The sequence below is a fragment of the Corynebacterium sp. HMSC071F07 genome (genome assembly GCF_001810285.1).
Classification (GTDB): Bacteria; Actinomycetota; Actinomycetes; order Mycobacteriales; family Mycobacteriaceae; genus Corynebacterium; species Corynebacterium simulans.
Genome location: NZ_KV800714.1, coordinates 143,450 through 154,310, shown reverse-complemented (window position 1 = coordinate 154,310; position 10,861 = coordinate 143,450). Strand labels below are relative to the sequence as shown.

General features: G+C 58.5%; 15 protein-coding genes. 10 read left to right on the top strand and 5 right to left on the bottom strand.

Annotated features, from left to right (window positions below; genetic code table 11):
• Positions 1–778, top strand: a 778-nt coding sequence (locus HMPREF2724_RS09220; protein ID WP_070588298.1) for a substrate-binding domain-containing protein, incomplete at its 5' end; no start/stop codon positions are given.
• 23 nt (positions 779–801) lie between these two features.
• On the opposite strand, the gene purE is transcribed toward HMPREF2724_RS09220, so the two are convergent.
• Together purE and HMPREF2724_RS09210 are read right to left on the bottom strand one after the other, a co-directional pair.
• The gene (gene purE, locus HMPREF2724_RS09215) at positions 802–1,302 is read right to left on the bottom strand and encodes a 5-(carboxyamino)imidazole ribonucleotide mutase (protein WP_061920781.1); all 501 of its coding nucleotides are present in this window, start codon (positions 1,300–1,302) and stop codon (positions 802–804) included.
• 78 nt (positions 1,303–1,380) lie between these two features.
• On the bottom strand, positions 1,381–2,661 hold the full coding sequence (locus HMPREF2724_RS09210; protein ID WP_070455547.1) for a 5-(carboxyamino)imidazole ribonucleotide synthase: 1,281 nt from the start codon (positions 2,659–2,661) through the stop codon (positions 1,381–1,383).
• Between HMPREF2724_RS09210 and budA the strand changes: the two genes are divergently transcribed.
• Entirely contained in the window at positions 2,647–3,366 is a 720-nt protein-coding gene (gene budA, locus HMPREF2724_RS09205; RefSeq protein WP_070588296.1) for an acetolactate decarboxylase, read from the top strand. The two genes, HMPREF2724_RS09210 and budA, sit on opposite strands and share 15 nt — an antisense overlap.
• Here budA and HMPREF2724_RS09200 read toward each other — a convergent pair.
• On the bottom strand, positions 3,363–3,803 hold the full coding sequence (locus HMPREF2724_RS09200; RefSeq protein ID WP_070588293.1) for a hypothetical protein: 441 nt from the start codon (positions 3,801–3,803) through the stop codon (positions 3,363–3,365). The two genes, budA and HMPREF2724_RS09200, sit on opposite strands and share 4 nt — an antisense overlap.
• Before the next feature lie 45 nt (positions 3,804–3,848).
• Between HMPREF2724_RS09200 and HMPREF2724_RS13410 the strand changes: the two genes are divergently transcribed.
• On the top strand, positions 3,849–3,983 hold the full coding sequence (locus tag HMPREF2724_RS13410; RefSeq protein WP_256375026.1) for a hypothetical protein: 135 nt from the start codon (positions 3,849–3,851) through the stop codon (positions 3,981–3,983).
• Positions 3,984–4,093: 110 nt separating this feature from the next.
• Here the strand turns inward: HMPREF2724_RS13410 and HMPREF2724_RS09195 are convergent, their stop codons facing one another.
• The gene (locus tag HMPREF2724_RS09195; RefSeq protein WP_070588290.1) at positions 4,094–4,954 is read right to left on the bottom strand and encodes a biotin--[acetyl-CoA-carboxylase] ligase; all 861 of its coding nucleotides are present in this window, start codon (positions 4,952–4,954) and stop codon (positions 4,094–4,096) included.
• A gap of 53 nt (positions 4,955–5,007) precedes the next feature.
• Positions 5,008–5,628: a hypothetical protein gene (locus tag HMPREF2724_RS09190; RefSeq protein WP_070455573.1), complete on the bottom strand. Its 621-nt coding sequence runs from the start codon at positions 5,626–5,628 to the stop codon at positions 5,008–5,010.
• 47 nt (positions 5,629–5,675) lie between these two features.
• On the opposite strand from HMPREF2724_RS09190, the gene HMPREF2724_RS09185 reads away from it, so the two are divergent.
• The 7 genes from HMPREF2724_RS09185 to HMPREF2724_RS09155 all read left to right on the top strand — a co-directional run.
• Positions 5,676–6,668: an ABC transporter ATP-binding protein gene (locus tag HMPREF2724_RS09185; protein WP_070455549.1), complete on the top strand. Its 993-nt coding sequence runs from the start codon at positions 5,676–5,678 to the stop codon at positions 6,666–6,668.
• 174 nt (positions 6,669–6,842) lie between these two features.
• A complete protein-coding gene (locus HMPREF2724_RS09180) occupies positions 6,843–8,126 on the top strand; it encodes an ABC transporter substrate-binding protein (protein ID WP_070518459.1) in 1,284 nt (427 codons plus the stop codon).
• Positions 8,127–8,324: 198 nt separating this feature from the next.
• A complete protein-coding gene (locus tag HMPREF2724_RS09175) occupies positions 8,325–9,281 on the top strand; it encodes a carbohydrate ABC transporter permease (RefSeq protein ID WP_061920767.1) in 957 nt (318 codons plus the stop codon).
• Positions 9,281–10,102, top strand: a complete 822-nt coding sequence (locus tag HMPREF2724_RS09170; RefSeq protein ID WP_070455551.1) for a carbohydrate ABC transporter permease — start codon at positions 9,281–9,283, stop codon at positions 10,100–10,102. The genes HMPREF2724_RS09175 and HMPREF2724_RS09170 overlap by 1 nt, the downstream gene beginning before the upstream one ends.
• Positions 10,102–10,467, top strand: a complete 366-nt coding sequence (locus HMPREF2724_RS09165; RefSeq protein WP_070455552.1) for a hypothetical protein — start codon at positions 10,102–10,104, stop codon at positions 10,465–10,467. Before HMPREF2724_RS09170 ends, HMPREF2724_RS09165 begins: the two co-directional genes overlap by 1 nt.
• A complete protein-coding gene (locus tag HMPREF2724_RS13265) occupies positions 10,467–10,652 on the top strand; it encodes a hypothetical protein (RefSeq protein ID WP_061920760.1) in 186 nt (61 codons plus the stop codon). The genes HMPREF2724_RS09165 and HMPREF2724_RS13265 overlap by 1 nt, the downstream gene beginning before the upstream one ends.
• Positions 10,649–10,861: alpha-amylase family glycosyl hydrolase (locus tag HMPREF2724_RS09155; RefSeq protein ID WP_246818240.1), on the top strand; the 213-nt coding region annotated here is incomplete at its 3' end. The genes HMPREF2724_RS13265 and HMPREF2724_RS09155, both read left to right, overlap by 4 nt.

Sequence of the window (10,861 nt, the reverse complement as noted above, 5' to 3'; positions counted from 1 at the left end):
GATTCCGAACCTGGCGGATCCTTATTTCGCACTCATTGCTGCCGCGATTGAGGCCGAGGCCGAGCGCGTTGGCATCGCCGCCATCATGACCACCTGCTCTGAGTCACCTAAGCACTTAGCCAAAGCACTCGACGCACTGACATGGCGGCAGGTAGACGGCATCATCACCGTCCCGGTTGAAGGCGCCGAAGCAGCGCTAAAAGACGCCGCGAAATCCCGGCCGCTGCTGCTCATCGACCGCGAGCTGCCGCCCTTCCCTGCCGTTGCCTCAGACCCGCGCCCGGGCATGTTCGCGGCATTAACGCAGCTGCGTCAAAAGGGTCACCGCGTGGTCGGCTATATTCCAGGCCCGCAGCAAACTTCTACGGGCAGGCAGCGGCTGAAAGTCTTCCGCGGTGCAAGCAGCGAGTTTTCCACGCATTATGCACAAGGCGGCTTCCGCCGCAAGGACGGCTACGTGGGAGCACTAGAGCTCTTTGAAAAGGGCGTTACCGCCATCGTGGCGGGTGATTCCATGATGACGGCTGGTGCGCTGGCCGCCTGCTATAACGCCGGCAAGGCCATCAGTGAAGACATCGCGTTGGTGGGCTACGACGACTTAAATCTCTTCCGCCTGCAACCGGTGCCGATCTCGGTGGTGGACCAGGACATGGCGGCGCTGGGCCGGCTAGCAGTCCAGCACCTGACCAAGGCGATTACGCATAACACAACACCGACCGGGGTAAAGATTCCTACCTCTTATATCCCCCGCGTTTCCACCGCCCGGCAGTTCTCCTAAGGGCGGTAGCTCCAGGAAATCGCCTATTCCCCCAGCAGCTGGGCGCGCAGGTTTGCGTCCTTCTTCTCCACCTCGGCGGCCATATTTTCTTGGTACTGCGCCATCTTCTCGGTTAGTTCGGGTTCCCCTGCGCCGAGGATACGAACGGCAAGAAGGCCCGCGTTCTTAGCGCCGCCGATAGACACGGTCGCCACCGGCACGCCACCGGGCATCTGCACGATGGACAGCAAAGAGTCCAGGCCATCCAAGTCCTTCAGCGCGCGCGGAATGCCGATGACCGGAAGCGGAGTCGCCGCAGCAACCATGCCCGGCAGGTGCGCAGCACCGCCGGCGCAGGCGATGATGGCCTTCAGGCCACGCTTATGCGCGTCCTTGGCATAAGAGAGCATCTTTTCTGGAGTGCGGTGTGCACTGACGACGCCCACCTCGAAAGGCACGCCGAACTCCGCCAAGACTTCGGCAGCAGGTTTTACGGTAGGCCAATCTGAATCAGAGCCCATGATGAGGCCAACGAGCGGTTCCATATCTTCTCCTAGGTGGTTGTTACTGGGGGCAGCAAGAAGGTTGCGGGAATCTGCGGAACAATTATGCAGGCAGAGCTTTTAGAGCCAGGCCGCGTGCACGAGGAAGTGCGCAGCGTCTGCCGCGATGTGGCGGGTTTGCTCGACGTCCTCACCCACGACGTTGACGTGGCCAATCTTACGGCCGGCGCGGTGATCCTTGCCATAAAGGTGAATCTTGGCCTGCGGGTAACGCTCCATCACGGCACGTACGCGTTGCGGCATTGGCATTTCTGGATCTTCCGGGCCACCAAGGACGTTAGCCATGACGGTTACGGGAGCAAGCGCTGTGGTCTCACCGAGCGGCAGATCCAAGACTGCGCGTAGGTGCTGCTCGAACTGAGAGGTAACGGAACCGTCCTGGGTCCAGTGCCCCGTGTTGTGCGGACGCATCGCGAGCTCATTTACAGCAATATCTTCTACTGCCCCATCGCTTGGGAAACCAGCAGCGGAGGCTGCGGCAGCCGAGGCCGCGCTACCCCAGTTGTCCACTTCAGCGACGGAGTAAGCAAAGAGTTCAACTGCCAGCACGCCTGTCACTCCTAGCTGGGTGGCCACTAGCTCGCCGACCTCGGCGGCGCGCTGCGCCAGCTCTGGGCTCAGGCCCGGCGCGGGTGCGAAGGCCTCGGCGCAGATTCCATCACGCTGCACGGATTGGGTAATCGGCCAAGCCTTCACCTCACCGGAAGGACGGCGGGCGACTAGAACCGAGAGCTCGCGGGTGAGGTTAACCTTCTCCTCTACCATCAAAGGCGTGCCGGCTTCCAGAAGCTCAGCGACCAGGGAATCCAGCTCCTCTGCAGCGGGGAACCACACGCCGTGGCCGTCGTATCCACCGCGACGCGCCTTCAAGCAAACGCGGCCTTCTACAAGCTCGGCAAAATTACGCGCATCCTCAACAGAGGCGATTTGTGCAAAACGCGGAACCGGTGCGCCCAGCTCCGCCAGCTTTTGGCGCATAAAGAGTTTGTCCTGGGCATACAGGAGCGCGGAAGGCTGCGGCTGGACGTTATAGCCGGCGTCGATAAGCGCTTGCACGTGCTCGGTGGGCACGTGCTCGTGCTCGAAGGTCAGCGCATCGGCATCTTTGGCTGCAGAAACCAGCGTCTCGTAGGCATGGTAATCACCCAAGACCACGTCTGGAATGACCTGCGCTGCGGACTGCTCCTGCGAGGAGGCAAGAATGCGCAGGTGGATGTCGAGCTCGGCGGCAGCCGGCTGCATCATGCGTGCGAGCTGGCCGTCGCCATAAACGGTAACGATGGGCTTTGCTGTATGACTCACCCATCCAATACTAGCCTTAACCTTATGATCGTCAGGCATACCATCTTCCAGAACTCCCTCCTGGCCGCTCTGTTGGACGGCATTTATGACGGCGAAATGACCATTGGTGAGCTGCTCGGCAAGGGCAACTTTGGCATCGGTACCTTCGATGCGCTCGACGGCGAAATGTTGATTCTCGACGGCATCTGTTACCAGCTGCGCGGCGACGGAACTGCCACCATCGCGGACCTGGACCAGGGAACGCCCTTTGCGGTGGCCACCAATTTCGTACCCCGCATCAAAGTGCAAGCACCGCGCGGAATGCGCCGCGAAGAGCTTTCGGCCTTCGTCGATGAAGTCGAGCCTTCCGCCAACTACATGTACGCGGTGCGGATAACGGGGCGCTTCGAGTCAGTGCGCACGCGCACCGTGGTCAAACAGTCCAAGCCCTACCCGCCCATGGCGCAGGCGGTGGGCGGCGATAAGGAGCTGTACTTTGAAAACGTCGAGGGCATCATCGGTGGTTTCCGCACCCCAGTGTTTGAAAAGGGAATCTCGGTGCCAGGCTGCCACGTTCACTTTATCGACGCCGCGCGTTGCTCCGGCGGGCACGTACTGGACTACGTCGTTGACGAAGCCACCATCGAGCTCTGCCCCGGCACCGATCTTGAAATGCGGCTGCCGCTTACCCAGGAATTCGAGCAAGCCAACCTGGCTCCTGAGGATCTGGACCACCAGCTGCACACCACAGAGGTTAAGAATTAGAAGAGCTCCTGCTCGTTGAGAATTTCTTCCACGCGCTTGGCCTTGGGGATGGAAGAGAAATACATTGGCCGCTCATAACCGTGGATGGCCAGCGATATTCCACCGCGGCGCCGCCTAGCACCGCGAATATCCTGCAGCGGGATGGAATCAATGTGACCGCCCTCGCGGGCGATAACGCGCAGGTTAGTAACGATGAAGCGGCGCCGGCGCGCGCGGTACAGCGGCATACCGAAACGCCACAGCGATAGCAGCGCCCAGATTAAAACGATGCCGTTACGCAGGTTTCTATCTAGGCCGTGGACATCCGCCCAGCCGATGCCCATCCATGCCACGCCGGTAATGAGGATGAGCTCAAGGAAAGGAAAGATCAGCGCGCGAAACGGCGCTGTCATATCCACGCGGACTACTTCGCCGCGCCCCATCTTCATCAGTCCCATAGGGGTGCATGATACCCGCCGGAGACGGCGAAGGACTTCAGCAACGTGGCCTATTCCGCGGCTGAAATCACCAACGGCGATTCCTACACCGTCACCATCGGCGGCACTGTCGCTGAGGCGATTGCCGGTGAGGTCTCCCAGGGAATGGGCGGCGGTCCGATGAGCGGACAGTGCCCCTAAATAGACGCAATTTGCCAAATAGGAATGCCTACCACGCTCTGCGGCGGGCCCTATTTGGCAAATTGTGCTTTAAAGCGCCCCGCCACTCCACTCAGCGCAGCAACGAGTCACTACTGCACGGGACGCAGGTGGGTGACATCACCTGCCGAGTAATATTCGCCGCCGACGTTGATGCGGCCGTCGTCGCCAATGCCCTCGACGACACCCACGACGTCGCCAGTCGGCGCTTCAAGGCGAACTTCCTGGCCGATCGATGAGCACACCGCACGGTAATCCGCCATGAGCTGTGGGTCTTGGTTCTCCCACTGGGTGATGCGACGACGCAGGTTCTTGAGCAGGGCAATCGCCAATTTCGTGCGATCCGTATCGCGACCTTCCAGCATGAGCGAGGTGGCCTTTTCGATAGGCAGCTGCTCTCGAGTAAGCGTGACGTTCAGGCCCATGCCCACAACCACGCGCGCGGAAGGCGCAGGCGCGGCCTGCGTTTTCGGGGCGACCTCAGCCTTATTGACTTCAGCCTTGTTTACTTCCGCCTTGTTTACCTCAGCCTTGCTGACTTCGATCTTGGGCGCGGACTTGAAGGCGGCACCCACGGGGCCAGCCTCGGCAAGGATGCCGCAGAGCTTATTGCCATTGATGTGAACGTCGTTCGGCCACTTCAGAACGGAGCCCTCGACGGTGTCGGTGACGGCCAGGCCCGATGCCAGTGGCAGGGGGCCTAGGTGCTCGAGAGAATCCGGAAGGATAAGAACAGAAAAAATAAGCTGCGAACCGGCAGGGCTTACCCAGGTCCGACCTAACCGGCCCTTGCCGGAAAACTGCTCGTTGGTCAGCAACACCGTGCCATCGGCAACGTTTTCAGCCTTCATAAGATCGGTGTTGGTTGAGCCGGTCTGCTCAACATATTCAACTAGAGCAAAGTCATCCGCCAGCGCGGTACGAATGCATTCAATATCAAGTGCTGCTGTCATGCCCTATGAGAGTACTCGACTATGCCGCATGCAGTTTACACGCAGCACAAAGGCTAGAACCAGTTTGGCTTATGCAGGATTTCCTGCGCGGACCTTTCATCCAAGCAGCTAGTCAAGACTGCCTGCGGCAGCGCCTTTTCCACCTGTTCCGGGGAGATGGTTATGCCGCGGTTGCCCGGCAGCCATTCCACGGTGTCAACAATGAGCTTGTCGTAGATAAAACGCTTATCCCCCGTCAGCGAGCGGCCATCGCCTTCCATGACGACGGTGTAGCGAATTTCAGGATCCACCCATTCACAAACCCACTGGCCATATTCAGTGACCTCAGAATCGGAGATGTTAAGCCCCGCGGCAGTAAGACTGTCCTTCATAAGGGCGCGATCGAAGTGGCCGTTTTCTTCCAAATAGCCGCGCGCAGCGTTGGCGTCAGCCTGCTCACCGAAGATCTTTTTGAAAGTGGTATCGCGCGGTGCGGGTGTCGCAGAGCTGGAAGGCTTTTCCGATTCTTTCGTCGGCTCGCTACTCGGCGCGGCAGAAGTTTGATCGGATTCGGAAGAAGTCTGGGATGCGGCGACGGTGGTCATTGGTGCGGCAACGTCCTCAGAAGCAGCGCCGGAGCAGCTGGCTAAGGGGAGAACAAAAAGGGGGACAAAGAGAGGAATAAGCTTTTTCATGGCGCCAACCAGCATATGTGATTTAGCGGGGGTGCTAGTGTAGGCGCATGGCAAAGGTCACTTTTGAAAAGGTCAACATCACCTACCCCAACGCCGCAGCCCCCACGGTCAAAGACCTTGACCTGGAAATCGCAGACAGCGAATTCTTGGTGTTGGTCGGCCCCTCAGGCTGCGGAAAGTCCACGACGCTTCGTTCGCTTGCAGGTTTGGAGCCGACCTCGAGTGGCCGCATCTTGATCGACGATAAAGACGTCACCGGTTTGGAACCTGGCGATCGCGATATCGCAATGGTCTTCCAGAACTACGCCCTTTATCCGCACCTCACCGTGGCTGAGAACATGGGTTTCGCGCTAAAGCTGGCGAAGATGCCAAAGGATGAGATTAAGAAGAAGGTAGAAGAAGCTGCCGATATCTTGGGCCTTAGCGAGTACCTGGACCGCAAACCGAAGGATCTTTCCGGTGGTCAGCGCCAGCGCGTGGCCATGGGCCGTGCCATCGTGCGTAATCCAAAGGTCTTTTTGATGGATGAGCCTTTGTCCAACCTTGACGCCAAGCTGCGTGTGCAGACCCGTTCGGAGCTAGCCAGCCTGCAGCAACGCCTCGGCACCACCACGGTTTATGTCACGCACGACCAAGTTGAAGCGATGACCATGGGTGATCGCGTTGCTGTGCTCAAAGATGGCGTCCTGCAGCAGGTGGCGTCCCCGCGTGAGCTTTACGACGCCCCGGTCAACGAATTCGTCGCCGGCTTCATCGGATCGCCTGCGATGAATATCTTTGACTACGACGGTGGCCGCATCGGTATTCGCCCAGAAGACATGCGCATCATCGACGGCCCGGTCGGCATCCCCGGCACCGTCGACATCGTCGAGGAACTCGGCGCCGAGTCCTTCGTCTATATCAATGTGGGCGAGAAGCGCTTCGTGGCCCGCGCTGACAAGGGCCGCACTCCACAGCGCGGCGAGGAAGTCCTTCTCTCCTTTGATGCGAAAAATGCACACCATTTCGACCCCGAAACGGGCGAACGCATCGAGCGCTAATCCAAACTGCAAAGAGTTGTTGGGGGTACTCGCCACCCCCAACTTTTCCTTTTCTGCAGGCCTTTTGCAGGAAGGCTCATTTCTACCTAGTGAATTAGGTCAAAAATTCCACGAAGTGTGGACACTGTAACTTATTTTTAAGGCACAAGAAGTTTTCCGAAAGGTTTATTGCCCATGAAGAAGTCCGTACTTCGCTCTCAACTTCGTACCGTCCAGAAGGGCGCCGTCGTAACCACCGCTGCTCTCGCGCTGGCTCTGGCAGGCTGCTCCTCCAACGAAGGCTCATCCGATTCCGCCGCACAGGGCTCCGTAGACGGTGCCGACGGCCGCGGCCCTATCACCTTCGCGATGGGTAAGAATGACACTGACAAGATCCAGCCGATCATTGAAAAGTGGAACAAGGAGCACCCAGAAGAAAAAGTCACCTTGAAGGAGCTGGCCGGTGAGGCTGACGCACAGCGCGACACCTTGGTTCAGTCCCTGCAGGCAGGCAACTCTGACTACGACGTCATGGCACTCGACGTCGTCTGGACCGCAGAGTTCGCAGCCAACCAGTGGCTCGCGCCGCTGACCGATGACCTTGAGGTTGATACCGATGGTTTGCTGGATTCCACCGTTGAGTCTGCAACCTACAACGACACCCTCTACGCACTGCCGCAGAACACCAACGGCCAGCTGCTGTTCCGTAACACCGACTTGGCAGACAAAGCTCCGGAGAAGTTCGCTGATCTGAAGTCCGCGTGTGAGGCGCTCAAGAAGGACACCTCCTGCCTGACCACCCAGCTCAAGCAGTACGAGGGACTGACCGTTAACACCGCCGGCTTCATGGAGGGCTGGGGCGGCTCCGTTCTTTCTGATGATGGCGCTCCTTCCGTGGATTCCGCAGAGTCCAAGGCCGGCCTGCAGGCGCTTGTCGACGCTTATAAGGACGGCGTCATCTCCAAGGACTCCACCGCCGCCACCGAGGAGGAGACCAATCTGGCCTTCACCGAGGGCAAGTCTGCTTTCGCAATCAACTGGCCTTATATGTACACCAACGCTGAAGATGCGGGCGTGAAGTTCGAAGTCCAGCCGCTGGTGGGCAAGGACGGCGTCGGTGTTTCCACCCTGGGTGGCTACAACAACGGCATCAACATCAACTCTGAGAAGAAGGCCACCGCGCTGGACTTCATGAAGTTCATCATCAACGAGGAAAACCAGAAGTCCTTCGCTGAGGCTTCCTTCCCGCCGGTTCTGGCTTCCGTCTACGATGACCCAGCCCTCATTGAGCAGTTCCCGTACCTGCCAGCTCTCAAGGAATCCCTCGAGAACGCAGCGCCGCGTCCGGTTTCCCCGTTCTACACCGCTATTTCCAAGGCCGTGCAGGATAACGCTTATGCAGCTTTGACCGCTGACAAGTCCGTGGACGATGCAACCAAGGACATGAAGGCCGCCATCGAGGCTGCTTCCCAGGGATAAATTTTAAGCTCCTTGCAGCTCCTTTCTTCTTGTAGGAAGGCTCAAGAAGGAGGTGCCATGCGGGGCGTGGGTGAGCTTGTGTGCTCGCGCACGCCCCGCATTGTCTTTGATGTCAGGCACACCAGTTAGACTCTTACCCAACCAGGTAATCTCCAGCAGAAAGGCGTCCCCAGCGTGGCAGTAACAACGCCCACCGCCATGAAGCGCAAGCAGAATTTGCATGCCGCGGGACTTATCGCGCCGGCTCTCCTTGTGCTCGCCGTCGTCATCGGTTACCCAATCTTGCGTGCCATCTGGCTTTCTTTCCAGGGAAACCGCCACCTCAACCCCAAGACGGGAATCTTTGAAGAAGGCGGCTTTGCAGGCCTTGAGAACTACCTGTACTGGATCAATAACCGGTGTGTTTCCGGCACTGGGCAGATAGCGCAATGTCCTCCGGGCGTGATTGCCACGGATTTCTGGCCGGCGCTGAAGATCACGCTGTTTTTCACCGTGGTCACCGTCCTGCTTGAGACCATCCTCGGTATGTTCATGGCCATCATCATGAATGGCGAGTACAAGGGCCGCGGCCTAGTGCGCGCCGCAGTCCTAGTGCCGTGGGCTATTCCTACTGCCGTTACAGCAAAGCTGTGGCAGTTCATGTTCGCACCAGATGGCATCGTTAACTCCCTGCTCGGCACCGACATCGCTTGGACCACCGATCCTTTCTACGCACGTCTGGCAGTCATCATCGCTGATGTGTGGAAGACTGCCCCTTTCATGGCCCTGCTTATCTTGGCAGGCCTACAGATGATTCCGCGGGATGTCTACGACGCAGCCCGCGTCGACGGCGCAAGCCGAGTACAAACCTTTTTCAAGATCACGCTGCCGCTGGTGCGCCCGGCGCTGATGGTTGCGATTTTGTTCCGCACGCTCGACGCACTGCGCATGTACGACCTTCCTGTCATCATGATTTCGGCTTCTTCCAACGCCCCTACTGCCACTATCTCCCAGCTAGTGGTTGAGGATATGCGCCAAGGCAACTTCAACTCGGCTTCTGCGCTGTCCACTCTCATCTTCTTGCTCATCTTCGTCGTGGCCTTCATTCTGGTTCGCTTCTTGGGGGCCGATGTTTCTGGCAGTAAGCGCGGTGCGAATAGGAAGGCGGCCAAGTAATGAAAAAGTTCGGACACTACGCAGGCATCATCTTCATCATGTTCTGGGGGCTTGCGCCCTTCTACTGGATGGTCATTACTGCGCTTCGCAATAAAGACCACACTTTCGACACCACGCCGTGGCCTACCCATGTCACCTTGGAGAATTTCCAGGATGCACTGGCTACTGATAAGGGCAATAACTTCCCTGCCGCTCTCGGAAATTCCATGGTCATTTCGCTGGCCACCACCGCCATCGCGGTCGCAGTAGGCGTATTCACTGCTTATGCTTTGGCGCGCTATAACTTCCCCGGCAAGGGCATCGTTACCGGCATAATTCTGGCGGCTTCCATGTTCCCCGCCATCGCCTTGGTTACCCCGCTTTTCCAGATGTTTGGCAACCTCGACTGGATCGGCACCTACCGCGCGATGATCATCCCGAATATTTCCTTCGCGCTGCCGCTGACGGTTTATACCTTGCTAAGCTTCTTCCGGCAGCTGCCCTGGGAGCTAGAGGAAGCCGCCCGCGTCGACGGCGCTTCCCGCAGCCAGGCTTTCCGCCTGGTTCTGCTCCCGCTCGCGGCACCGGCACTGTTTACCACCGCCATCATTGCTTTCATCACCACGTGGAATGAGTTCATGTTGGCGCGCCAGCTCTCGAATGATTCCACTGAGCCGGTCACCGTGGCCATCGCCCGCTTCTCCGGCCCTTCCGCGTTCGAATACCCTTATGCCGCTACCATGGCCGCCGGCGCGCTTGTCACTATCCCGCTCATCATCATGGTGCTCATCTTCCAGCATCGCATCGTCGCCGGTCTCACCGCCGGAGGTGTGAAGGCCTAATGCTTAAAAACTTAGGGTTTGCCGCTATTTCTGCTTGTCTAGCTTTGGCCAGCGCTGCGTGCGCGCCTTCGGAGGAGGAACAAGTCGCAGCAAGCCAAGCTGAGTCCGCGGGCATGCCTGCCCCACTCATCTTGAGCACAGAGGAGCTATCTGGTCAGACCATCGACCTAAAAATCGATGAGTTCCTCGTCATCACCGAGTCCACAGGTCTCGATGCCGAGGTTAGCAATCCCGAAGTCGCTGAATTTTCCCCGGCACACACTGATGGCGCCACGGAACACAACGCCAGCGTTCGCGCATTAAAGGAAGGCGCTACCGCCATCCAATTGTCCGACGGAACCGCGTTCAACCTCAAAGTCAGCTAATGCGTCGGGCTTTATTGTGGGACACTGCTCTAGGCTTTGTTGGCTTCTTTGCCTTCCTTGCCTTAATCCAAGCAGTAATCAATCTCTTCTCTGTCTCTCCCGCCATCTGGCCCGGTTTATTGGCCGGCGGCCTATGCACCATTGAATATCTACTCTGGCGCGCAAAAAGAAAGGACCTCGCATGAATTGGTACGAAAACGCCATCTTCTACCAGGCCCTCGTCGGCTCTTTTAAGGACGCGGGTCCCAGCGGCGGCCAAGGCGTCGGCACGCTCCAAGGCGTCATCGAAAAGCTTGACTATCTACAGTGGCTCGGCGTCGATTGTCTCTGGCTTTCGCCTTTCTACGCCTCCCCTTTGAAGGATGACGGCTACGACATCGCCGATTACTACGCC

Bases quoted from the DNA above. Each gene is read 5' to 3' on its own strand.
- HMPREF2724_RS09195 (WP_070588290.1), bottom strand. From the start codon at position 4,954: ATGACAGCAGCACTTGATATTGAATGCATTCGTACCGCGCTGGCGGAT.
- HMPREF2724_RS09200 (WP_070588293.1), bottom strand. From the start codon at position 3,803: ATGGGACTGATGAAGATGGGGCGCGGCGAAGTAGTCCGCGTGGATATG.
- HMPREF2724_RS09210 (WP_070455547.1), bottom strand. From the start codon at position 2,661: ATGCCTGACGATCATAAGGTTAAGGCTAGTATTGGATGGGTGAGTCAT.
- HMPREF2724_RS13265 (WP_061920760.1), top strand. From the start codon at position 10,467: ATGCGTCGGGCTTTATTGTGGGACACTGCTCTAGGCTTTGTTGGCTTC.
- HMPREF2724_RS09170 (WP_070455551.1), top strand. From the start codon at position 9,281: ATGAAAAAGTTCGGACACTACGCAGGCATCATCTTCATCATGTTCTGG.
- HMPREF2724_RS09175 (WP_061920767.1), top strand. From the start codon at position 8,325: ATGAAGCGCAAGCAGAATTTGCATGCCGCGGGACTTATCGCGCCGGCT.
- HMPREF2724_RS09185 (WP_070455549.1), top strand. From the start codon at position 5,676: ATGGCAAAGGTCACTTTTGAAAAGGTCAACATCACCTACCCCAACGCC.
- budA (WP_070588296.1), top strand. From the start codon at position 2,647: ATGATCGTCAGGCATACCATCTTCCAGAACTCCCTCCTGGCCGCTCTG.
- purE (WP_061920781.1), bottom strand. From the start codon at position 1,302: ATGGAACCGCTCGTTGGCCTCATCATGGGCTCTGATTCAGATTGGCCT.
- HMPREF2724_RS09180 (WP_070518459.1), top strand. From the start codon at position 6,843: ATGAAGAAGTCCGTACTTCGCTCTCAACTTCGTACCGTCCAGAAGGGC.
- HMPREF2724_RS09165 (WP_070455552.1), top strand. From the start codon at position 10,102: ATGCTTAAAAACTTAGGGTTTGCCGCTATTTCTGCTTGTCTAGCTTTG.
- HMPREF2724_RS09190 (WP_070455573.1), bottom strand. From the start codon at position 5,628: ATGAAAAAGCTTATTCCTCTCTTTGTCCCCCTTTTTGTTCTCCCCTTA.